The organism is Nostoc sp. LEGE 06077, from assembly GCF_015207705.1.
Classification (GTDB): domain Bacteria; phylum Cyanobacteriota; class Cyanobacteriia; order Cyanobacteriales; family Nostocaceae; genus Nostoc_B.
In genome coordinates this window covers 42,043-65,053 of record NZ_JADEWI010000039.1, presented here as the reverse complement: position 1 = coordinate 65,053, position 23,011 = coordinate 42,043, and the positions used below count along the sequence as shown (strand labels likewise).

The window sequence follows — 23,011 nt, the reverse complement described above, 5'->3', positions numbered from 1 at the left end:
ATTTTTTGTCACTTTTTTACCGATTCTCAATCTATCGTAGCGATCTCCTGAACGATTCACTGTTGACCAAATTCATTCATATCAAGCTTTTTGCGCCTTCCTATCCATCGAACTCACGTTAATTTAATTATTAGTCCTAATTATTGAATTTCATACTGCACCTTAACCCATCCAAAATTCATCAGGTAAAGGATCATTAAAATCATCGCTCATCGAGATTTCGCCTCGATTTCAGGTTGAGCATATTTTTGCATTAAAAATTCCACAAAATCTAAGACCTGCTATTGCTGTTCTGGTGCTAGAGTTTGCAACTTGACAATTAATTCTGAGATGGTATCTACAACTTGAGCAGTCATCTCAGCTTCTCCCTTGATCAAATCTGATTTTATGTTATTTGTTTATTCGGGCACTCGCTCTTTGATTTGCTATTACCATGAAAACATAGGGAAACACTACGCGAATCCTGACCTCTTCATTCTTGTCGCTTAGATTTTCCACCAAATACTTGACAAAATTGCATATTTATATTTATAGCTATATTCCTTATCAAAATTACCTATTTGCCCCTATATATAGTAAATATTAAGATTTCGTTACATAATTCGAGTATTTGCTCTTATTATTTATTAATGTTTGTTAACAAAGTTTGCGATTTTTATATCAATTTGTGTCAGAAATCAGGCAAAATGCTCTCTGGGCAAGGTTTTTCTGATAAAAAACACTTATTGCCGAATAAAAGAAGTCATTAGTGGCGTTATCAGCCACGAAAAACTTCTAGTCGAGAACACGCATCAAAGGAGCAGAGGAAGCATGTTCACTCACGTCAAGTCCACCATTAGACACATTGCGCCTGATAACCTGCGCGGACGTAATTTAATCAAGGTGGTCTATGTCGTGCTTGAGTCCCAGTACCAGAGTGCATTGTCGCAAGCGGTTCGCACGATTAACGCGAACAGTCCCGATCTGGCGATCGAAATCAGTGGGTACTTAATTGAGGAACTCCGAGACCCCGAAAACTATGAAGAGTTCCAACGTGATATACAAAGTGCCAATATTTTTATTGCCTCTCTGATTTTTATCGAAGACTTAGCACAAAAAGTAGTAACCGCCGTAGAACCGTACCGCGATAATTTAGACGTTGCCGTTGTTTTCCCCTCAATGCCAGAGGTAATGCGCCTAAATAAAATGGGCAGTTTTTCCTTGGCGCAGTTGGGTCAATCGAAGAGTGCGATCGCACAATTCATGCGGAAACGCAAAGAAAAATCCGGTGCAGGATTCCAAGATGGAATGCTGAAGCTTTTGCGGACATTGCCCCAAGTACTGAAGTTCTTGCCTATGGAAAAGGCACAGGACGCACGCAATTTTATGTTGAGTTTTCAGTATTGGTTAGGTGGTTCTCCAGAAAACCTAGAGAACTTCTTGCTGATGCTGGCTGACAAGTATGTATTAAAAGGCTTAGACAAAGAAGGTTCTGCGTCTCTGGAATATGAACCACCAGTTGTCTACCCTGATATGGGTATTTGGCATCCTTTAGCAACCACCATGTATGAGGATGTCCGAGAATATCTCAACTGGTATACCGCCCGTAAGGATATTTCTAGTGATCTCAAAGATCCCCTGGCACCTTGTGTAGGCTTAGTATTACAACGCACTCACCTAGTTACAGGCGATGATGCCCATTACGTGGCGATGGTACAGGAATTAGAATCCCTCGGCGCACGGGTAGTACCTGTGTTTGCTGGTGGTTTGGATTTCTCCAAGCCTGTGGATGCTTATTTCTACGAACCAACCACCAACACAGCACTAGTTGATGCAGTCATCTCCTTAACTGGTTTTGCGTTAGTTGGCGGCCCAGCTAGACAAGACCATCCCAAAGCAATTGACTCACTCAAACGCTTAAATCGCCCTTACATGGTGGCGTTGCCCTTAGTATTCCAAACTACGGAAGAATGGTTAGATAGCGATTTAGGCTTACATCCCATTCAAGTAGCTTTACAAATTGCCATTCCTGAACTCGATGGGGCGATTGAACCAATTATCTTGTCGGGTAGAGATGGGGCGACCGGAAAAGCGATCGCTCTGCGCGATCGCATCGAAGCTGTAGCCCAACGTGCCTTAAAATGGGCGAATCTCCGTCGCAAACCCAAACTAGATAAAAAAGTTGCGATCACCGTTTTCAGTTTCCCTCCCGACAAAGGCAACGTCGGTACAGCCGCTTACTTAGACGTATTTGGCTCAATTTACGAAGTGATGAAGGCGCTGCGAAACAACGGCTACGACTTGCCAGAGTTACCAGAATCGGCTGAAGCTTTGATGCAGGAAGTGATTCACGACGCACAGGCACAGTACGCCAGCCCGGAACTGAACATTGCTTACAAAATGTCAGTACCAGAATATGAAGCACTGACACCTTATTCCCAACGCTTAGAAGAAAACTGGGGGCCGCCACCAGGAAACCTCAATAGCGACGGACAAAACTTGCTGATTTATGGTAAGCAATTTGGTAACGTCTTTATCGGTGTTCAGCCTACCTTCGGTTATGAAGGCGACCCGATGCGGTTGTTGTTCTCCCGTTCCGCCAGCCCTCACCACGGTTTTGCGGCTTACTACACCTACCTGGAAAGAGTTTGGGGCGCGGATGCGGTACTGCACTTTGGTACACATGGTTCCTTGGAATTCATGCCTGGTAAGCAAATGGGGATGTCGGGTGAATGTTACCCCGATAACTTGATTGGCAATATTCCCAACCTCTACTATTACGCTGCTAACAACCCCAGTGAGGCGACAATTGCTAAACGCCGCAGTTACGCCGAGACGATTTCTTACCTGACCCCACCCGCAGAAAACGCTGGTTTGTACAAAGGTTTGAAAGAACTCAGCGAGTTAATTGCTTCTTACCAAACCTTAAAAGATAGTGGTCGCGGTATCCCCATCGTCAACACGATCATGGATAAATGCCGCATCGTTAACTTGGATAAAGATATTAACTTGCCCGAAACCGATGCCAAAGATATGACTCCCGAAGAACGGGATAATATTGTCGGCAGCGTTTACCGCAAGCTAATGGAAATCGAATCACGGTTGTTACCTTGTGGTTTGCACGTCATTGGTAAGCCCCCAACTGCGGAGGAAGCCATTGCTACCCTGGTAAATATTGCCAGCTTAGACCGTCAAGAAGAAGAAATTGTCAGCTTACCTCGGATTATTGCCAATAGTTTAGGGCGCGACATTGACGAGATTTACCAAAATAGCGATCGCGGTATCTTAGAAGATGTCCAACTACTACAAGAAATCACCCTAGCAACTCGCGCCGCTGTTGGTGCATTAATACAAGAACAAACCGACGCTGAAGGAAGAGTTTCCCTCGTTTCCAAGTTGAATTTCTTCAACATGGGCAAAAAGGAACCTTGGGTAGAAGCACTACACAAAGCTGGTTATCCCAAAGTTGACACCTCAGCCTTGAAACCCCTGTTCGAGTATTTAGAATTCTGCTTACAACAAGTTTGTGCAGACAACGAACTCGGTGCATTACTCAAAGGTTTAGAAGGCGAGTACATCTTACCCGGCCCTGGTGGCGACCCCATCCGTAACCCAGATGTATTGCCCACAGGGAAGAATATCCACGCCCTCGACCCCCAATCAATCCCCACGGCGGCGGCTGTGCAATCAGCCAAAATCGTCGTAGATAGACTATTGGCGCGGAATAAAGCCGAAAACAACGGTAATTGGCCAGAAACCATTGCCTGTGTTCTTTGGGGAACCGATAACATCAAAACCTATGGCGAATCCCTGGCACAAATCATGTGGATGGTGGGTGTTCGTCCGGTTCCCGATTCCTTGGGACGGGTGAACAAGTTAGAGTTAATCCCTCTAGAGGAATTGGGACGACCCAGAATTGACGTAGTAATTAACTGTTCTGGCGTATTCCGTGACTTGTTCATTAACCAGATGAATCTGCTAGACCAAGGGGTGAAAATGGCGGCGGAAGCGGATGAACCGTTGGAAATGAACTTCGTCCGCAAACACGCCATGCAGCAAGCTGAGGAAATGGGAATTAACCTCAGACAAGCAGCTACCCGCGTGTTCTCCAACGCTTCTGGTTCCTACTCGTCAAACATCAACTTGGCAGTAGAAAACAGCACTTGGGACAGCGAAGCTGAGTTACAAGAAATGTACCTCAAGCGCAAATCCTTCTCCTTCAATTCCGATAACCCCGGAATCATGGACGAATCCCGGCAGATTTTTGAAAGCACCTTAAAAACTGCTGATGCAACTTTCCAAAACCTGGATTCCTCCGAGATTAGTTTGACCGACGTTTCCCACTACTTCGACTCAGACCCCACTAAGCTAGTAGCAAGTCTGCGTGGTGATGGTAAAAAACCGTCATCCTACATTGCAGACACCACCACAGCCAACGCCCAAGTCCGCACATTATCCGAAACCGTGCGCTTAGATGCCCGTACCAAATTGTTAAATCCCAAGTGGTATGAAGGTATGCTGTCTCACGGTTACGAAGGTGTCCGCGAACTTTCCAAGCGATTGGTAAATACAATGGGTTGGAGTGCAACAGCCGGCGCAGTTGACAACTGGATTTATGAGGACACCAACGAAACCTTCATTAAAGATGAAGAAATGCAGAAACGTTTGATGAACCTCAACCCCCATTCTTTCCGCAAGATGGTATCTACCTTGTTAGAAGTAAATGGTCGCGGTTATTGGGAAACTAGCGAGGAGAATTTAGATCGCCTCCGCGAGTTGTACCAAGAAGTTGAAGACCGAATTGAAGGGATTGAGTAGCTTATAATCGTTTGAAAGCTAAAAATGAAAATGTAGAGATGTTAGATCTAACATCTCTACATTTTTTATCTATTTCTATAAGAATAGAATAAAAATTAACTACTGAGCGATTGTAACTCTTGTGATTTATATCACAACCTTTTCTACTGTTATCGTGATAATAGTCACAACTAACACACTTAGTTTAATGATTTTTACAATAGAAACTATTTGTAATTCACTTAGGAAAGATATATGGCTGGTAACGATAGCATTGTTCTTGATAATATTATTAACCAAAAAACAAATACAACTGGCAATAAATTACCAAATGATGAATTCTTTGAGATTTTTACTTTTGAACAAATATTAAAAAAATATGACCTTTCATATGATGAGTTGAGTTATGGAAAAATAGGAGGAGGTGACGATGGCGGAATCGATGGCTTTTTTATTTTTATTAATAATGAGTTTGTTAGTGAGGATGCAGAGTTAGAGAATTTCAAGAAAAGTCCTTGTATACAATTATTTCTAATTCAATCGAAAAGATCTGATTCTTTTTCTGAGAAAGCTATTGAAAAGTGGCTTTCAACTATAATGAATATTTTCGATCTGGAAAAGAATATAGAGCAAATTCAGAAATATTATAATTCAGATTTGATTAACAAGGTATCCTTTTTTCGAGATCTTTATCTAAATCTTGCATCACAGCATCCTTCTATTGAGATAACGTATGTTTATGCAAGTAAAGGTGACGTATCAAGTATAAATAAAAAAATATACAATTTATCCGAAGTTTTAAAAGACAATACTTTAAGATATTTTTCTGGAGCTAGAGTTAACGTCAGTTTTGTTGGTGCAAGAGAATTAATTGATTCTTCTCGGCTCGAAAAAAGCTATACTTTACAACTAAAATTTACTGAAAATGTTATTTCGAGAGGTGAGGATAATTACGTTCTATTAGCCTCTTTAAAAGATTATTATAATTTTGTTACTTATGATAATGATGAGTTACGCTCATACATATTTGCTTTTAATGTTCGAGATTACCAAGGTAGTAATGTAGAAGTTAATAAAGATATAAAATCCACCTTAGAATCAAAGGATAAAATGGATTTTTGGTGGCTTAATAATGGAATTACTATTTTATCATCAAAAGCAAGCGTTGCTGGTAAAACTATTAGCCTTGATGATGTACAAGTCGTAAATGGGTTACAGACAACTAACACAATATATCATTATATAAAAAATAGAAAAAATGATAAAAATGAGTTAGATGAAGAAAGAGCTATTTTAATAAAAATAGTTGTTACAAATGACCCGGAAACCAGAGACCGTGTTATCAAAGCAACAAATTTTCAAACTCCTATTCCACCAGCATCTTTGAAAGCTACAGATCCAATACAATTAGATATAGAAAATTTCTTTCTAAATCAAGAATGGTTTTATGACCGTCGAAAAAATTATTACAAGAACACAGGTAAACAACTTGATAGAATAATTAGTATTCCATACTTAGCTCAGTCGGTTATAGCAATAGTTTTCCATGAACCAGATATTGCACGTTCAAGACCATCATCAATTCTTAAAAAAGACAACGATTACAAACGAGTTTTTAGCCAAAAGATTAGTCTTGAAGTATACCTATTCTGTGCGAAAACTATGAAAAATTTGGAAAGTTCTATTCGTAGTTTTATATCTAATAAAGTAAGTAATATAGTGATTAATGAGCAGTGGAACCATGCTTCACCGATTCGGATATTAATGTTTCACTTAGGGATGTTATTAGTAGTAAAAACACTTCAGAAAAGTGACTACAAACCTAAAGATGTAGAGGTACTTAAAGACATGGATTTTTCTAATGAATTTATCAGTAACACTTTGGCTGAGTTAATCCAGTTAACTAATAATTATGTCAAATCTAAAGCTCTACCGATTAATATTGGCATCAAGCAAAAAGATTTTGTTACATACATATTAGAAAATGTGGTATTAGATAATATTAAATAAGTTAGCTAAATACATATTAGTTGCCACAACATGAGATTGGTTTATTTTTGAAGGTTTCTGTAAGGCGATCTCTTACAGTGTCATCATAGAATTAACGATCACTTTGGGATTGTGTAGAGTGCGATCGCTTGTTACCCAAGGGGTAAGGGAATATAGAATAGTTATTATGTAAGGTAGTTAAAATGCTGCTTTAATATTCAATCTGGAATATCACTATGAATGCTTTCACAATCAATCTGAAACCAGCGTTGGAATTGACAGATGAGCAATTTTTTCAGATATGTCAAGCAAACCGTGACTTGAAATTTGAACGCAGCGCAAATGGAGAATTAATAATTATGCCACCTACGGGGGGAGAAACAGGAAACCGTAATGGGAGACTAAACCAACAATTATTTAATTGGACGGATGCTGATAGTACTGGTATCGCTTTTGATTCTTCGACTTGTTTTAAATTGCCTAATGGTGCAGACCGTTCACCTGATGCTTCTTGGATAAAATTAGAAAGATGGAATACTTTAACAGATGAACAAAAGGAAAAGTTCCCTCCTATTTGTCCTGATTTTGTAATTGAGTTACTTTCGCCGAGTGATAGCTTGAAAGCAACTCAAGAAAAGATGAGAGAATATTTAGATAATGGTGTGCGTTTAGGTTTGTTAATTAATCGCAAATCCCGGCAAGTAGAAATTTATCGGCAAGGTCAAGAGGTTGAGGTGTTGAACTCGCCTGCGACGTTATCAGGGGAAGATGTATTGAATGGTTTTGTGTTGAATTTAGAAGCGATTTGGTAACTAAATAACAAATAGGTTACACACTAATAAAAAAATAATAAAACACTATAAGTATTACACCCAAGGGAATAAGTATATTGGAATTATAGAGATTATTGCTAATGCCATTAATCAACACCACTCTGAATTACTGGGAGCTTTTACTGTTATTTCACCAACAGCAATTCGCATTCGTAGGCTGGAGAATCGAATACTGAAAATAAAGTGTATTTTACTCTGTTGAAGACGAGTGATCGCGTTTGGGACTATGGAGAGGTGCGATCACTCATCTGGAAAAACAGGCGATCGCTTTGGTAATGTGGAGAGGTGCGATCGCTCATTATGACCAACAGGCGATTCTTGACTGTATCATCATAGAATCAGCAAGCCCTATATTAGAAAAAAGAATATGCTAAAAACACTTTGGGCTACCGTGAGACAAGGAAAGATAGAACTGCTGGAATCTGCGGAATTACCAGAAGGAACAAAAGTGCTAGTGACGTTGCTTCCTGATGATGAAAATGAATTTTGGCTTCAAGCTAGTCAAAAATCACTAGATGCAGTTTGGGATAATAATGAGGATGATGTCTATGCTCAACTACTATAAACATGACATCATTTTAGTTCAGTATCCCTTCTCAGATTTGTCAACTTCAAAAGTTAGACCTGCTGTTGTAGTCAGTACGCAACACATTTCTCAAGATATTTTTATTACGCCTTTGACAAGCAAAACTGAATCATTATTAGAAGGCGAGTTTGTGTTGTCTGAATGGAAAGCAGTAGGTCTAAATGTAGCAACAGCAGTTAAAAGAGGATTATATACAGTCCATAAAAGCTTGGTTGTAAAAGTAATCGGCAAGTTAGCTGATGCTGATGCTAAATTGTTAGAGCAATCCTTAAAAGGTTGGTTGGGACTGTAATACAAAATACCATTATTTATGGCAATATCTCAAAACTGAGAATTGAATATTTTAATCAGCCGATCGCTGTTTGGGAATGTAGAGAATATGCGATCGCGCTAAAGGGGCGGCAAAGAAGCTACAGTGGTTGCTGTATCAGAGTTATCTATCTCTATGACAAAGTTGCTTGCTAACATAGTACGATTTTTTGTAATTTTTTTAACAACAATTTTTTTATATTACTGTGTTGTGCATCCTGGAGTACTACGTTTGGCATTCTCCAGATACCACAATTCGGGGAATTCTGATTACCATGAACAGAGAAGAATTTTATCCCCAACTATGTCAACAGCAAAACACTTTACCTATCCAGCTACTTTTAAAGGTGAACAAGTGGATGATTACCACGGAACTTTAGTTGCAGATCCTTACCGTTGGTTAGAAAATCCCGATTCAGCAGAAACGAAAGCTTGGATTACGGCTCAAAATAAAATTACGTTTGGTTTTTTAGGTGAAATTCCAGCTAGAGACAAAATTAAACAACGTTTAACTAAACTTTGGGATTACGAAAAATATGCTATCCCCTTTAAGGAAGGTGTTGCGGAGACTCGCTATTTTTATTTCAAAAATGACGGACTGCAAAATCAAAGCGTATTATATACATTAAAAACCCTTGATGGTGAACCGCAAGTTTTACTTGACCCGAATAAACTTTCTGAAGATGGCACCGTTGCGCTTTCTGGTTTATCTGTGAGTGATAATGGTAAACTTTTAGCTTATGGTATTTCTACTTCTGGTTCTGATTGGCAAGAGTGGAAAGTCCGCGATGTGGAAACAGGTAAAGATTTATCAGACCATTTGAATTGGATTAAATTTTCCGGTGCATCTTGGACAACTGACAATCAAGGCTTTTTTTACAGTCGTTACAATGAGCCAAATGATCAAACAAAACTAGAAGATGTCAACTATTATCAAAAGCTTTATTACCATAAATTAGGCACACCCCAATCTGAAGATATTTTAATTTATCAACGTCCTGATAAGAAAGAATGGGGATTTGGTGGTGGTGTCACTGAAGATGGACGCTATTTAATTATTTCAGTTTGGTTAGGTACTGATTCCCGGAATTTAGTTTTCTATAAAGACTTAGCAAATCCCCAGGCTGAAGTTGTAGAACTTATTAGCGAGTTTGAGGCAGACTATAGCTTTATTGAACATGATGATAGTGTCTTTTATTTTCGCACCGATTTAGATGCCCCACGGGGTAAAGTGATTGCCATTGATACAAAAAAACCTGCCAAGTCAGCATGGCGAGAAATTATCCCCCAAAGTGAAGCAACTTTAGAAAGTGTGAATATCCTCAATAATCAGTTTGTGGCTGATTATTTGCAAGATGCGCGATCGCAAATTAAAATTTTTGACCTCAAAGGTGCATTGGTGCGCGAGGTAGAATTACCCGGAGTGGGTTCAGTGGGGGGATTTGGGGGTAAACGCCATGATACGGAAACTTTTTATAGTTTCACTAGTTTTACAACACCAGGCACAATTTATCGTTACAACTTATTAACAGGCAAAAGTGAACTTTTTCGCCAACCCAAAGTAGACTTTAACCCTGATGATTATGAAACAAAGCAGGTATTTTATGCAAGTAAAGACGGCACGAAAATACCCATGTTTATTACTCACAAAAAAGGCATTAAGTTAGATGGGAATAATCCGACTTATCTCTATGCCTATGGTGGGTTTAATATTTCCCTAACGCCGACTTTTTCTGTGAGTATGCTGGTGTGGATGGAGATGGGTGGTGTTTATGCTATGCCAAATCTGCGCGGTGGTGGTGAATATGGTGAAGAATGGCATCAAGCCGGGATGAAAGAGAAAAAACAAAATGTGTTTGATGATTTTATTGCGGCGGCTGAGTGGTTAATTGCCAATAAGTATACAAAAACTGGCAAACTAGCGATCGCAGGTGGTAGTAACGGCGGTTTATTGGTGGGTGCTTGTATGACACAGCGTCCTGATTTATTTGGTGCGGCTTTACCAGCAGTCGGCGTGATGGATATGTTGCGCTTTCACAAGTTTACTATTGGCTGGGCTTGGACTGCGGAATATGGTTCGCCAGATAATGCGGAAGATTTCAAAACTCTTTATGCTTATTCACCGTTGCATAACTTGAAAGCAAACACAGCTTATCCCGCCACTTTAATTACTACAGCAGATCATGATGATCGCGTTGTACCTGCCCATAGTTTCAAATTTGCGGCGGCTTTGCAAGCAGCCCATCAAGGTGATGCACCTGTGTTAATTAGAATTGAGACGAAGGCTGGACATGGTGCGGGTAAGCCGACAACTAAGATAATTGAAGAAGCTGCGGATAAGTGGGCTTTTTTGGTAAGGGTTTTGGATATTAAGATTTAAACGCAGAGGTGCGCGGAGTAACGCGGAGTATTTTGGGTGTGTTCAGGCGATCGCGGAACGCACCTTTTTTGTGAGATAACCAAGTTACACTGTTGAATAGATATGGGTAAAAGCTATGCAGGTTACACAACAGCAATACTACACCCCAGAGGAATATTTACAGTTAGAGGAAGCGGCTGAATATAAAAGTGAATATATTGATGGACAAATAATTCCAATGGCGGGTGGAACAATTAATCACGCTCGAATCTCACTTAACCTTGGTTCTGCGTTAAATTTTGCATTTAGACAGCAAAATTACGAAGTTTTTGTGAGTGATGTCCGTCTGTGGTGGATATCACAAAAACGGATTTATACATACCCTGATGTGATGATTATCGCAGGGGAACCAGAATTTTTTAACAATCGCCAAGATATTATTACTAACCCGCAAATTATTGTGGAGGTGCTGTCAAAATCCACTAGAAATTACGATTATGAGGATAAGTTTGCGGCGTATCGCACAATTCCCACGTTTCAAGAATATCTGTTAATCGACCAATATCGAATTCATGTAGAGCATTTTTCTAAGATTGGGAAGAAACAATGGAATCTGCGTGAGTATGATGAGGAAGATAATGCGATCGCCTTTGCATCTGTACCTTTGGAAATTTCCCTACAAGATTTATATAACAAAGTGAATTTTGAGCTTGTTGAGCCGGAAAGTGAAATAATCTAAAAAAAGAATGCTGATGATTCATGTCCTTTGACAACCTCTGCAAACTCCTATCTGAAAAACATCCCGCCACCTTTGCTAGTTGGGTATTAGGTACACCGCAAACAGCCGCCACTGTCCTCAAAACCGAATTGAGTATTGAACCAATACGTGCTGATTACGTTACATTTCTACAACTAGAAGAACGCATTCTTCACCTGGAATTTCAAACTAAACTCGAATCAAATCCACCTCTACCGTTGCGGATGCTTGATTATTGGGTAAGGTTTTATCGGTTATATCGTCTACCAATCACGCAAGTTGTTGTATTATTACTTCCTCCCGCACCAGACACAGTAATTGAAACTGTCTTCCATGTCGAAAACACCCGTCATGAATATCGGGTAATTCGCTTATGGGAGGAAAACTCTGAAATATTACTCAATAATGCGGCTTTATTACCTTTAGCACCACTAGCCGCTACTTCCCAACCTCAAGCCTTATTGCAACAAGTATTGGAACGAGTCAATCAACTTCAGCCACAACAAAAACCAGAAATCTCTGCCTATACCCAAATCTTCGCGGGGTTAAAATACAAAAAAGACTTGATTCGACAATTGTTTCGGGAGGATATGATGCGCGAATCAGTGATTTATCAAGAAATTCTTGCTGAAGGAGAACAACGTGGGGAACAACGCTGGCGACTAGCAGAAGCGCGATCGCTCATTTTTCGTCTACTCACTCGTCGTGTGGGACAACTAACTCTACCACTGATAAGCAAAATTGAAATGCTCTCCGTAGAAGAATTAGAAAATCTGGGAGAAGCATTGTTAGATTTTCAGGGAATTGCAGATTTAGAAGCTTGGTTCAATACATTAGAGTAGCACGACGCTAATTATTCATAAAAAAAGAGGCTTATTTACTAAAACTCGGTTAATCAAAAGTTTCAGCAAATAAGCCGGAAGCAGATCAAATTAAGCTTCGACTTTTACGCCTTTCCAGAAAGCGATGTACCCTTCAATATTTTTCGCTTTTTCCTTGGCGCTGGGATAATACCAAGCTGCATCTTTGTTGACTTGTCCATCAACTTCGATGCTGTAGTAACTAGCTAAACCTTTCCACGGACAAGTTGTATGGGTGCTGCTGTCTTGAAAATATTGTTTGTTAATTGCGTCGGGAGGGAAATAATGATTACCTTCCACAACTACAGTATCGTTGCTTTCGGCTAGAGTTGCGCCGTTCCAAGTTGCTTTCGGCATAAGTGCGTGACTGATGAAAGTTTACACTTAACATTCTGACACTTCCCAGGAAATCAGCACATTTGAGTTGGTGACTGATATATATTTGTGGGATGTATGATTTGATTGCGTGTGGTAAAGATTACTAATGGCAGAAATTCAAATTGGTATTGAGGGTGAAGGTGCGCCAGCCGCCGCCGAGGCTTTACTAGAGATTCCTGGGATATCGGGGAGTTATGAAGTACCGGAGACAAAAGAGGGAACTTTAGCAGCTATAGCTACCATTGTTGGCATCGTGGGTGGTGTGGCGGCTTTAGCTGAACAAATCCGCAAATGGTATCAAGAATGGCATAAATCTCATCCAGATAAGCAATTTGATGTGGTAATTCTTGACCCTGATACTGGAAACAGGATTTTACTCGCAGACGCTACTATAGAGGAAATCACGGAAATCCTCAAATCTATCAGCAAATAAGTGCAAACTATCCGCATTCAACTCCGGGAAACTACACAGGAAACAGTTGAACTCAGGTATTGGCTACCTGAAATAAAGCACTATGAATCACGTCGTCTAAAATTAGCAGAAATCGCTGATTTCCTTAAGCAAGGCGATCGCGATTATTATAAACTGCTGCCCAATTTACCAGGAATGGGTAAGCAGTTATTTTTTTGGTTGGATGGGGATGGACGGTGGTTGAGTCGGGGAATTGCTAACTGTCGCGGTGAGGGGTTGGTAATTGCCATTGATACTGATAAAAAACTGGCGCATCTACCTTGGGAAGTGCTGCATGATGGTGAGGATTTTTTGGTAAAGCGGGTTAATCCAGTGGTGTTACCTCTGCGCTGGATTGAGAAAGAAACGGAACCGTTTTCTGTGGAAGCACGACAATTGCGAGTATTGTTTATGGCAACCGACCCGGAAGATGTGCAACCAAAGTTAGAGTTTGAACAGGAAGAAGCGAGAATTCTGGCTGATACGCGAGATTTTGCTGTAGATTTGCGGGTAGAAGAAAGCGGTTGCGTTAGCGAGTTGGGTAAGGTGTGGAGTCGCTATTTTAATGACTTTGATGTGTTTCACCTCACAGGACACGCCTCTATTAAAGATGAAGCACCTTACACGCCTTACTTTATCACTGAGACGGAAGTTGGGGAACGCCACGAAACCACAGCCTCAGAACTGGCGGAAGTCTTTCGGTTTCGCTTTCCTAAGTTGGTGTTTTTATCTGGGTGTCGGACTGGGCAAGCAGCAGATAAAGGGGCTGTCCCTTCTATGGCTGAGGCACTTATTGAACAAGGCGCTAGGGCGGTTTTAAGTTGGGGGCGGCCTGTGGAAGATCGGACAGCTACAGCCGCCGCCGCGCATCTCTACGGGAAATTGGCAGCCGGATATGAATTAGCTGAAGCACTCGCTAGCACTTACCAGCAGTTGTTTAAACAGAATGTGCGTGACTGGCATTTATTGCGGTTATATGTCCAGGGAGAATGTCCCGGTGCGTTGGTGGAAGTGTCGAGAGATGTGCCACTCTCTGCGCCGGAACCTGCTTATGATCTGTTTTTAGATCCCGATACCCAACAGGTGCGGGTGGCGAAACCCTCTGAGTTTGTTGGCAGACGGCGGACTTTGCAACGTTGTCTCAAAGCAATTCGCACTTCATTAGGGGTACTAATTCACGGACTGGGGGGTGTGGGTAAGAGTACTGTGACGGCACGACTTCTGGAAAGAATGGTTGGCTATCACAGGCTGGTGAACTTTCGGCAACTGGATGAGGATAAATTGCTCAAAACCCTTGCTGAACAATGTACCTCGGAACGGGGGCATGATATTCTCAATGGCAAGTTACCCTTGATGCAGCGCCTCACCAAGTTTTTCACTGAAGGACTGAATACCAAAGAACAGCGCTTTGCCTTTGTGCTGGATGACTTTGAGGCGAATTTGGATTTACGAAATGGGGTTTATGTGTTGCAACCACAAGTTGTGGATGTACTGCTGGCGTTGCTGAAGGCGATGCAAAATTCCCAACTTCCCCACAAAGTAATTATTACCTGTCGCTACAATTTCACATTGTCGGAACTGAATCATCGTCTGTACCGCGAACCTCTGGGTGCTTTGGGTGGGGCAGATTTAATTAAAAAGTATAATCGTCTGGATTCGTTTAATGGCAGTTGGCAATTTCAGCCAGATTTGCCCGAACGTGCCAAACAAGCAGCAGATGGAAATCCTCGGCTGTTGGAATGGTTAGATAAGATTTTGCAAAATTCCCCGAAGTCGCCGGAAGCGGAGAGGGGAGTTGAGATGATTCTGCAAAAGATGGCAGATAAGGAAAAGGAATTTCGTGAGGATATTTTGGCACAGGAATTGCTGAAGCAGCAAACTCCAGCTTTGCGTCAAATGCTGGGGAAGTTGTTGGTGTATGAGTTACCTGTTCCTCTAGCTGCTATTTCCCCGATTTGTGAGGATATCTCAAGTTGGGAAAGTCATATTCAACGCGCTGAAATTTTGGGTTTGTTGGAAGTTACCCTCACTAACAACACAGAGAGGTTGTATCGTGTTCCCCGGATTTTGTCACCGTTGCTAGAGTTTCCAGAAAACCCCAAGGGTGAAGAGTTGTATAAACAAGCTGCACAAATTTTGTATCGCTTGTGGTGGGAAGAGGCGGAAAGTTCTACGGAAGCACAAAAGTTAGAAATTCATCGCTTGGCGTTGTTGGGGAAGGACGAAGAAATTGCTGCGAAAATAGCTAGTTCATTGGCAAACCGCTTTTTGTATCAAAGCCGATTTCGGGAAGCAATACATCTGTGCAAATCAACCTTAGAAATTACTAAAAATCATAGTGTTCTTAAAGAAATTGCTGTTTGTGAACACAAAATAGGTGAGGTTGATCAAGCATTAAACTATTACCAACAAGCTTTAAATCTTTGTCCGGCAGAAGATGAACGAGAATTAGCATCAATTTATCATCATTTAGGGACACTAAAAGCCGACAAAGGGGAAGTGGATGAAGCGATCGCACTCTACAATCAGTCTTTGGAAATAACTCAACGTATTAGAAATGTCCAAGGCAAAGCGGTGACGTTGCACGAACTGGGAATTCTTTACGCCAAGAAAGGGGAAGTGGATGAAGCGATCGCACTCTACAATCAGTCTTTGGAAATAAAAGAACGCATTGGTGATGTCCAAGGCAAAGCGGCGACGTTGCACCAGCTGGCAGGTATCTACGTCAACAAAGGGGAAGTGGATGAAGCGATCGCACTCTACAATCAGTCTTTGGAAATATTTGAACGCATTGGTAACGTCCAAGGCAAAGCGGTGACGTTGCACAATCTGGGATATATCTACGCCAACAAAGGGGAAGTGGATGAAGCGATCGCACTCTACAATCAGTCTTTGGAAATAAAACAACGGATTGGTGATGTCCACGGCAAAGCGGCGACGTTGCACCAACTGGGACGTATCTACGCCAACAAAGGGGAAGTAGATGAAGCGATCGCACTCTACAATCAGTCTTTGGAAATAACTCAACGCATTGGAGATGTCCAAGGAAAAGCGGCAACGTTGCACGAAATGGCAGATATCTACGCCAACAAAGGAGAAGTGGAGAAAGCGATCGCACTCTACAATCAGTCTTTGGAAATAACTCAACGCATTGGAGATGTCCAAGGAAAAGCGGCAACGTTGCACGAACTGGGACGTATCTACGCCGACAAAGGGGAAGTCGAGCAAGCGATCACACTCTACAATCAGTCTTTGGAAATAACACAACGCATTGGAGATGTCCAAAGCAAAGCGGCGACGTTACACGAACTGGGACGTATCTACGCCAATAAAGGAGAAGTGGAGCAAGCGATCGCACTCTACAATCAGTCTTTGGAAATAAAAGAACGCATTGGTAACGTCCAAGGCAAAGCGGCAACGTTGCACCAACTGGGAATAATCTACGCCAACAAAGGAGAAGTGGATGAAGCGATCGCACTCTACAATCAGTGCTTGGAAGTTTTTGAACGTATTGGTGATGCCTATTGGAAAGCACTAACGTTGCATAATATAGCAAATATCTACGCGAACAAAGGGGAAGTGGATGAAGCGATCGCACTTTTCAATCAGTCTTTGGAAATCACTGAACGCATTGGAAATGTCCAAATCAAAGCGGTGACGTTGCACTCTCTGGGGATGATCTACGCCAACGAAGGGGATGTAGATGAAGCGATCGCACTTTTCAATCAGTCTTTGGAAATCAAGGAACGTATTGGTGATGTCCAAGGCAAAGCGGCGACGTTGCATAATCTAGCAAGCATCTACGCCAACAAAGGGGAAGTGGAGCAAGCGATCGCACTTTACAATCAGTCTTTGGAAATAAAAGAACGCATTGGTGATGTCCGAGGCAAAGCAATGACTCTGTGGTGGTTAGGACATTTGGCAGAACAGCAGGGTGAATATACTAAAGCGATATCCTATTTGCAACCAGCTTTAGAGATTTTGCAGCGATTACAGTCACCGGATGCTGAAGGTGTGCGGGCGAGTCTTGATAGGGTGATGGGTAATTCCTGAAGGTTTTTGTCTCACGCAAAGGCGCAAAGGCGCAGAGAGGAAGGTGAGAGTGTGGTTTGAGTAAATGAAAGTTGCTGTAATGAGTGTTTGATACTCGTGAATGAGTGTTTTATATTCGCGGGAGAGTGTTTGATACTCGTGAACGAGTCTTTGATACTCGCGGGAGAGTGTTTGATATTCGTCGGCGAGTCTTTGATACTCACGCGAGAGTGTTTGATACTCGTGGGCGAGTGTTTGATACTCGCGGGAGAGTCTTTTATACTCGCGGGAGAGTGTTTGATACTTGTGGGCGAGTCTTTTATACTTGTGGGCGAGTCTTTTATACTCATGCGAGAGTGTTTAATACTCGTGGGCGAGTCTTTGAACTTCATTAATCAGGCTTTGAACTCTATTAATGAGTAGTACATCTGTCCCGCCTCGGAATGAATTCCGAGTCTCATAGCGCAAGTCATCTGAAGATGACTCAACTAAAAATTTCTTCCAGTCCACGCTTTGTGGACTTTGGCTATCAGCCTGGAACTTTAGTCCTAGGCGGGATGTGGTTGAACATGAAAATTTTTGACTTGTGTTTACACCGTAGCGGTTTCGGGGAGAGGTACCCTGGGGTTCGCGGTAGCGTCTCGTAAGAGAAGCAAGCTGTGGAGAGTGGTGTTAAAAAAGAGAGTATGTCACAGCAATTTAGGTGAGAGAATCAGGATCTACGCCGAGCGATCGCCAAGCTACGTAATTAGTTAGGATAAGTTTGTCGAGGAAATTCCATCCATCTCACAGCAGCGCAAGTCTTTGCATAGTTGCAACTGGGTAAACGTTAATCAAGATTTTTCATTGAGTAAGACTAGCTGATCTAACTGATATTGCATCTTACTCACAACCAAGTTGTAGCATTCATCGACATAATAGCGATCGCTTGCGGCTTCTCTGCCATAGCGTTCAAATACAATTGGGGGACAAACCTGTGTGTGCATAGATACAGGGAAGGGAATATTCGGAAGTGGGCCAATTGCTAATCCCCAAGGCAAACCTAGATAAATCGGAAATACTACAGGATCAATATTCAACAACCAAGGCATTCCCCATTCATGGAGTTGATTGACAATTTTGTAAATATCCGCCAAGACAATTAAAGTATCATGCGCCCCCGTAGAAATCACAGGCACAATCGGCACGTTTTCCCGCAGTGCCAACTTAATAAATCCTCGTCTGCCAGCAAAATATATTTGATTTTTTAAATAATAAGGTCGAAAGACATCTTCTGCACCACCTGGATAAACCAACACACTCGCACCGGAACGTAAAGCCGAGTAGGCCATTTTGGGATGAGCGATGATAGCTCCCATTTTGGCAGCCAGTTGTGCCAGCGGTGGTGTAACTTCCCAAACTCTTGGGTGCATTAAACCATATATTGGTTGTTCCACGCCAAAACGTTGAAACCAGTCGTACATCATCATTGCCATATCGGGGGCTGCGAGTCCGCCATTATGAGAACCCACAAACAAAACTTTTTGTTGAGGTGAGATGTGATGCCAACCGCTAGTTTGCACCCGAAAATAATAACGATATAACAAGCCCAATAAAGGCATCATGGATTTGATGAACTTGGGATCTCGCTCATCCAAAGACCAACCGAGTTTTTTTTCCAAGGTATGTTGCTTTTGTAACATTCAGAAATCTTAACAGTATTTATAAAAGTCGGGCCAAGCCTTTTAAACAGGCAATAGGTAATAGGAAATTTACCCACTGTTCCCTGTTCCCTTTGAAGAGGCTTTTTTTGTGGTTATAAAACAAACATACCTAAATATGGATCAATTTTGGCTCATCTTTAATCGCAGAATCTTTGTGAGCTAAAGGAAAATATAGCAACTCCAGCAGGTTGTGATACGCTATCTGCGATAGGAGTGTAGAGGTACCGAAAATGACTAAGCTCAGGGTGGGATTGCTGTTTGGCGGACGTTCTGGAGAACATGAAGTGTCGATTAGTTCAGCAAGGGCGATCGCTAAAGCCTTAAGTGCAGAGCAAAATGCTAATAAGTACGAAATCCTACCTTTTTACATTCAAAAAGATGGACGTTGGTTAGCAGGAGATGAACCACAACAAGTATTAGGTTCTGGTAAACCTTTGCTAGAGTCCGAAAATGCTCCTAACCCAGAGGAAAATCAACTCACCAATTCCCAAAAGCAAACACTAGAACGTTGGCAATCTCCTTCCCAAGTTGCAGAAGTGGATGTCTGGTTTCCCATTCTCCACGGCCCCAACGGGGAAGATGGGACAATTCAAGGTTTGCTGACTTTAATGCAAGTTCCCTTTGTTGGTTCTGGGGTGTTAGGTTCAGCACTGGGGATGGATAAAATAGCTATGAAAATGGCATTTGAGCAAGCTGGATTAGCTCAAGTTAAATATAAAGCGTTAACAAGAGCGCAAGTTTGGTCAAATCCCTGCGTATTCCCCAAGCTGTGTGATGAAATTGAAGCCACATTGGGCTATCCCTGTTTTGTCAAACCTGCTAACTTAGGTTCATCAGTAGGTATCGCCAAAGTGCGATCGCGCTCAGAATTAGAAACTGCACTCGACCAAGCCGCCAGCTACGACCGCCGCATCATTGTTGAGGCGGGAGTTGTCGCTAGAGAAGTAGAATGTGCCGTATTAGGTAACGACCAACCCCAAGCCTCAGTTGTTGGTGAAATTACCTTTGACAGCGATTTTTACGACTACGAAACTAAATATACCCAAGGTAGAGCCGATTTATTAATTCCCGCGCCTTTACCAGATAATATCAGCCGTCAAATTCAAGATATGGCTGTACAAGCCTTTGCCGCAGTTGATGCAGCAGGATTAGCCAGGGTGGATTTTTTCTATGTAGAAGCAACCGGGGAAATCTTAATTAACGAAATCAATACCTTACCTGGTTTTACTGCTACTAGCATGTATCCTCAACTTTGGTCTCATAGCGGCGTAGCTTTTCCTGAATTGGTGGATAGATTAATACAACTAGCTTTAGAAAGACATTCTGTAAAGAGTGCTGAGTGCTGAGTGTTGAGTTCTGAAGGTTGAGTTCTGAAGGTTGATTTGAGTGAGCAAATTGTAAATATTAGTTTGGGGATAAATTCTTAGAAGTATTGATTTTTGAAGAAAAGGTGAGATTTAGTCGCTAATGATTTATATAAGAGCAGCTTTATGCCAAAATCTGGCTATGGATACTTGATAACTTGCTTCTTAAGTACAATCATGGGTCTGAACGGGTATAAATCTCAAATTGATCATGGAAAATAGTCAAAATGTCAACCATGAGCCAACCCAACTGATAGAACCCAATCTAGAACTAAAAAATACTAAATTGAGTTCAACAGGTCGCTCAAACACTCTGATACCTCTACTGCTAAAGCATCCGCTGGTGTTCTTAAGTGGAGTTTTTACAATAATTCTGGGGACATCTGCTGTGGCATTTTACAGCCTCAGTCATGTTGACAGTGCAAAACAGGCAGAGCCAGAAGCAATGCCAGTGATCATCGAAGCGCCAATTACAACTGAACATAGCAATCCCACACCTTTATGGCTGGTAATGGCGATCGCACTCAGTTGTGGTAGTGGTTGCTATGTCATTTTGCGGTTGTGTAACCCAACCCAGCCGCAAAAAACTGCAAAACCTTTCTACAGCCGTCAAAAAGCCTTAAAATCACTCTCACAAACATCCCAAAATCTGCCAGTGTTTGTACCATTACAACCACTTTCGGTCAAAAGCAAAACTTTGGTTGAAGTTCTACCGCCAGCAAGCAAATATCGCCTAGATAAAGGCAAAGAATCACTAGCCGACTTGATGGATATTCGCAAAGAAAACTCTTTGCCAGCGCTTTTACAAAAGTATTAATATTGCCGTAATACAAAAGTTTTTGAAATACAACCTTTGAACTCTGGGGGTACAGCACTGCTGTACCCTTATTAGTAGCAAAATCATAGTCCAACAATTTTTGATTGTGCAGATAGCTCTAGTCAAATAAATTAGGGCATTTTGCCAGATGGAATGCTAAGAATACTACTATTTTCGCCTTCTGCTTCCTGCTAGAAAAACCTGCCAAAATGGCAACACAACTCAAATTAACTGAGTTAAATTTATCAAAGATAAACGACTTCAAGGGTTTGTTATCAGGGGCTACCTAGCAACTCAAACACCGAATTAATTGTTGATGATTCTAGGGATTTAATATCCAAATTTAGATAATTAATTTGAGAAAAATTTATTAATTAATCAGGCTTTACATTTGCTACAACCGGGATTAAATATGTATATGTGTTGCCATTTTCGCACAACTTAGCCCCCTAAATAAAAAGGCAATGTTTTTACATATTCCTGGACTCTACAGTAGCAAATGTTGAGTGGGAGAATTAGGCGATTGGTATGCCTACTCCCACTCTTTTTTTATGCACCAAGAATTCAGGAGTCAGGAGTCAGAAATGAACCCTGTAACCTGTAACCTATCACCTATCACCTATCACCTAATAATCGCTGCCAAGTGAGTTCTTTGGTGATTTCATTCCATTGCCAACGTAATAAATTAGCGCTTTGTCCTGGAGAAATGACAGGTAAATTCATGGCTTTCCTGGGTGCATTCGTAGCTAGAGCGATCGCTCTTTCGACATCACAAATTCCCCACTTCACCAAGTTCTGCACTCCCACTAATAAGGGCAGAGTCGTGCCTGTTAATGTGCCATCTAGCAGTCTAGCGGTACCTTGTTGAACATCAATATGTCGGCTATCCCAAGGATATACACCATCAGGAAGCCCCAAGGGTGCTAGGGCATCGCTGACTAAGAATAATTCCTGCGTTGTCCGTAAGAGAATTTTGAGCATTGTCGGTGCAACGTGTTGTCCATCAGCGATAAAACCACATATTACATTGGGATTGGTAATTGCTGCGCCTAACAATCCCGGTTCGCGGTGGTGTAAAGGTGGCATGGCGTTGAAGGCATGAGTTACCATTGTTGCACCCAAATCAAAAGCCTCTTGGGCTTGGTCAGCCGTTGCTTGAGAATGTCCTAAACTAACAGTGATGCCTAAAGTACGCAAATATGCTATGACTTCGCTGTTAGAGTCTAACTCTGGGGCGAGGGTAATAATTTTGACAATCGAGGCATAATCACCCAACACCCGTTTAACTTCCTCAATTGTCAGAGGTAAGAGATATTCCGCCGGATGTGCGCCACGTTTCCCATAATTCAAAAATGGCCCTTCCAGATGCACACCGAGAATTTTTGCCCCAGATGTTGGGCGAGAGGCAAAATCAGCAATAATGGCAAGCGATCGCTGAAAATTTTCTACCGAAGTAGTCACTAATGTTGGTACATAAGCATCAACCCCAACATCCCACAAATATTGGGATATTTTTGGCAGCATATAGGTATTTTCTGCTGTTAGTTCTGGAAATGCCAAACCTAGCGCCCCGTTAATCTGTAAATCAACACCACCTAACGAAATCCAGTCACCAGCTACATCCCATATTTGTAAATCGGGGTGAGGAACTCGTTTAAATACCGTACCCATTGGCAAGATTTGCTCAATCACACCTTCGTGGTTAACTAAGAGCATCTGTAAATCTTGATAACCAGGTACACGCGCATTGATAATATCTACATTTGAAGCGATGGGGTTTTGTGTTGCTTGGGTCAT

Annotated in this window: 18 protein-coding genes; 15 read left to right on the top strand and 3 right to left on the bottom strand. The window is 41.7% G+C overall.

Annotated features, from left to right (window positions below; genetic code table 11):
* The first annotated feature begins 810 nt into the window (after positions 1-810).
* The 9 genes from IQ244_RS21715 (at position 811) to IQ244_RS21675 (ending at position 12,451) form a co-directional block, all read left to right on the top strand.
* Complete coding sequence (locus IQ244_RS21715; protein ID WP_193897925.1) at positions 811-4,797, top strand: magnesium chelatase subunit H; 3,987 nt, start codon at positions 811-813, stop codon at positions 4,795-4,797.
* Positions 4,798-5,031: 234 nt separating this feature from the next.
* The gene (locus IQ244_RS21710) at positions 5,032-6,786 is read left to right on the top strand and encodes an AIPR family protein (RefSeq protein WP_193897924.1); all 1,755 of its coding nucleotides are present in this window, start codon (positions 5,032-5,034) and stop codon (positions 6,784-6,786) included.
* A 215-nt stretch (positions 6,787-7,001) separates the two neighbouring features.
* On the top strand, positions 7,002-7,577 hold the full coding sequence (locus IQ244_RS21705; protein ID WP_193897923.1) for a Uma2 family endonuclease: 576 nt from the start codon (positions 7,002-7,004) through the stop codon (positions 7,575-7,577).
* Between the two features lie 239 nt (positions 7,578-7,816).
* On the top strand, positions 7,817-7,972 hold the full coding sequence (locus tag IQ244_RS21700; protein ID WP_193897922.1) for a hypothetical protein: 156 nt from the start codon (positions 7,817-7,819) through the stop codon (positions 7,970-7,972).
* Positions 7,966-8,163, top strand: a complete 198-nt coding sequence (locus IQ244_RS21695; RefSeq protein WP_193897920.1) for a hypothetical protein — start codon at positions 7,966-7,968, stop codon at positions 8,161-8,163. Before IQ244_RS21700 ends, IQ244_RS21695 begins: the two co-directional genes overlap by 7 nt.
* The gene (locus IQ244_RS21690) at positions 8,147-8,476 is read left to right on the top strand and encodes a type II toxin-antitoxin system PemK/MazF family toxin (protein ID WP_193897918.1); all 330 of its coding nucleotides are present in this window, start codon (positions 8,147-8,149) and stop codon (positions 8,474-8,476) included. The genes IQ244_RS21695 and IQ244_RS21690 overlap by 17 nt, the downstream gene beginning before the upstream one ends.
* A 321-nt stretch (positions 8,477-8,797) precedes the next feature.
* Entirely contained in the window at positions 8,798-10,873 is a 2,076-nt protein-coding gene (locus tag IQ244_RS21685; RefSeq protein WP_193897916.1) for a prolyl oligopeptidase family serine peptidase, read from the top strand.
* 115 nt (positions 10,874-10,988) lie between these two features.
* Complete coding sequence (locus tag IQ244_RS21680; RefSeq protein ID WP_193897914.1) at positions 10,989-11,591, top strand: Uma2 family endonuclease; 603 nt, start codon at positions 10,989-10,991, stop codon at positions 11,589-11,591.
* A 20-nt stretch (positions 11,592-11,611) separates the two neighbouring features.
* Complete coding sequence (locus IQ244_RS21675; protein WP_193897912.1) at positions 11,612-12,451, top strand: DUF4351 domain-containing protein; 840 nt, start codon at positions 11,612-11,614, stop codon at positions 12,449-12,451.
* A gap of 90 nt (positions 12,452-12,541) precedes the next feature.
* Here the strand turns inward: IQ244_RS21675 and IQ244_RS21670 are convergent, their stop codons facing one another.
* Positions 12,542-12,826: a DUF427 domain-containing protein gene (locus IQ244_RS21670; RefSeq protein ID WP_193897910.1), complete on the bottom strand. Its 285-nt coding sequence runs from the start codon at positions 12,824-12,826 to the stop codon at positions 12,542-12,544.
* Positions 12,827-12,953: 127 nt separating this feature from the next.
* Here IQ244_RS21670 and IQ244_RS21665 point away from each other — a divergent pair, with 127 nt between their 5' ends.
* From IQ244_RS21665 to IQ244_RS21650, 4 genes are all read left to right on the top strand, one after another.
* Positions 12,954-13,280, top strand: coding sequence for a hypothetical protein (locus tag IQ244_RS21665; protein WP_193897907.1), 327 nt, complete (start codon positions 12,954-12,956; stop codon positions 13,278-13,280).
* Positions 13,281-17,351, top strand: coding sequence for a tetratricopeptide repeat protein (locus tag IQ244_RS21660; protein WP_193897905.1), 4,071 nt, complete (start codon positions 13,281-13,283; stop codon positions 17,349-17,351).
* Between the two features lie 125 nt (positions 17,352-17,476).
* Entirely contained in the window at positions 17,477-17,725 is a 249-nt protein-coding gene (locus tag IQ244_RS21655; protein WP_193897903.1) for a hypothetical protein, read from the top strand.
* A gap of 84 nt (positions 17,726-17,809) precedes the next feature.
* Positions 17,810-17,977 (top strand): hypothetical protein, encoded by a 168-nt coding sequence (locus IQ244_RS21650; protein ID WP_193897901.1) that lies wholly within the window; start codon positions 17,810-17,812, stop codon positions 17,975-17,977.
* A 186-nt stretch (positions 17,978-18,163) separates the two neighbouring features.
* On the opposite strand, the gene IQ244_RS21645 is transcribed toward IQ244_RS21650, so the two are convergent.
* Positions 18,164-19,012 carry a lysophospholipid acyltransferase family protein gene (locus IQ244_RS21645; RefSeq protein ID WP_193897899.1) on the bottom strand — a complete coding sequence of 283 codons (849 nt, stop codon included), beginning with the start codon at positions 19,010-19,012 and terminating at the stop codon, positions 18,164-18,166.
* A gap of 251 nt (positions 19,013-19,263) precedes the next feature.
* On the opposite strand from IQ244_RS21645, the gene IQ244_RS21640 reads away from it, so the two are divergent.
* Both IQ244_RS21640 and IQ244_RS21635 read left to right on the top strand, forming a co-directional pair.
* The gene (locus IQ244_RS21640; RefSeq protein ID WP_193897897.1) at positions 19,264-20,379 is read left to right on the top strand and encodes a D-alanine--D-alanine ligase family protein; all 1,116 of its coding nucleotides are present in this window, start codon (positions 19,264-19,266) and stop codon (positions 20,377-20,379) included.
* A 229-nt stretch (positions 20,380-20,608) separates the two neighbouring features.
* On the top strand, positions 20,609-21,214 hold the full coding sequence (locus IQ244_RS21635) for a hypothetical protein (protein WP_193897895.1): 606 nt from the start codon (positions 20,609-20,611) through the stop codon (positions 21,212-21,214).
* A 615-nt stretch (positions 21,215-21,829) separates the two neighbouring features.
* On the opposite strand, the gene nagA is transcribed toward IQ244_RS21635, so the two are convergent.
* Positions 21,830-23,011, bottom strand: coding sequence for an N-acetylglucosamine-6-phosphate deacetylase (gene nagA, locus IQ244_RS21630; protein WP_193897892.1), 1,182 nt, complete (start codon positions 23,009-23,011; stop codon positions 21,830-21,832).

What these genes read in the sequence shown, in the direction of transcription:
- IQ244_RS21650 (WP_193897901.1), top strand. Translation starts at nt 17,810, where the DNA reads ATGACTCAACTAAAAATTTCTTCCAGTCCACGCTTTGTGGACTTTGGC.
- IQ244_RS21635 (WP_193897895.1), top strand. Translation starts at nt 20,609, where the DNA reads ATGGAAAATAGTCAAAATGTCAACCATGAGCCAACCCAACTGATAGAA.
- IQ244_RS21640 (WP_193897897.1), top strand. Translation starts at nt 19,264, where the DNA reads ATGACTAAGCTCAGGGTGGGATTGCTGTTTGGCGGACGTTCTGGAGAA.
- nagA (WP_193897892.1), bottom strand. Translation starts at nt 23,011, where the DNA reads ATGACCCAAGCAACACAAAACCCCATCGCTTCAAATGTAGATATTATC.
- IQ244_RS21645 (WP_193897899.1), bottom strand. Translation starts at nt 19,012, where the DNA reads ATGTTACAAAAGCAACATACCTTGGAAAAAAAACTCGGTTGGTCTTTG.
- IQ244_RS21670 (WP_193897910.1), bottom strand. Translation starts at nt 12,826, where the DNA reads ATGCCGAAAGCAACTTGGAACGGCGCAACTCTAGCCGAAAGCAACGAT.
- IQ244_RS21665 (WP_193897907.1), top strand. Translation starts at nt 12,954, where the DNA reads ATGGCAGAAATTCAAATTGGTATTGAGGGTGAAGGTGCGCCAGCCGCC.
- IQ244_RS21710 (WP_193897924.1), top strand. Translation starts at nt 5,032, where the DNA reads ATGGCTGGTAACGATAGCATTGTTCTTGATAATATTATTAACCAAAAA.
- IQ244_RS21715 (WP_193897925.1), top strand. Translation starts at nt 811, where the DNA reads ATGTTCACTCACGTCAAGTCCACCATTAGACACATTGCGCCTGATAAC.
- IQ244_RS21695 (WP_193897920.1), top strand. Translation starts at nt 7,966, where the DNA reads ATGCTAAAAACACTTTGGGCTACCGTGAGACAAGGAAAGATAGAACTG.
- IQ244_RS21690 (WP_193897918.1), top strand. Translation starts at nt 8,147, where the DNA reads ATGCTCAACTACTATAAACATGACATCATTTTAGTTCAGTATCCCTTC.
- IQ244_RS21675 (WP_193897912.1), top strand. Translation starts at nt 11,612, where the DNA reads ATGTCCTTTGACAACCTCTGCAAACTCCTATCTGAAAAACATCCCGCC.
- IQ244_RS21680 (WP_193897914.1), top strand. Translation starts at nt 10,989, where the DNA reads ATGCAGGTTACACAACAGCAATACTACACCCCAGAGGAATATTTACAG.
- IQ244_RS21685 (WP_193897916.1), top strand. Translation starts at nt 8,798, where the DNA reads ATGTCAACAGCAAAACACTTTACCTATCCAGCTACTTTTAAAGGTGAA.
- IQ244_RS21705 (WP_193897923.1), top strand. Translation starts at nt 7,002, where the DNA reads ATGAATGCTTTCACAATCAATCTGAAACCAGCGTTGGAATTGACAGAT.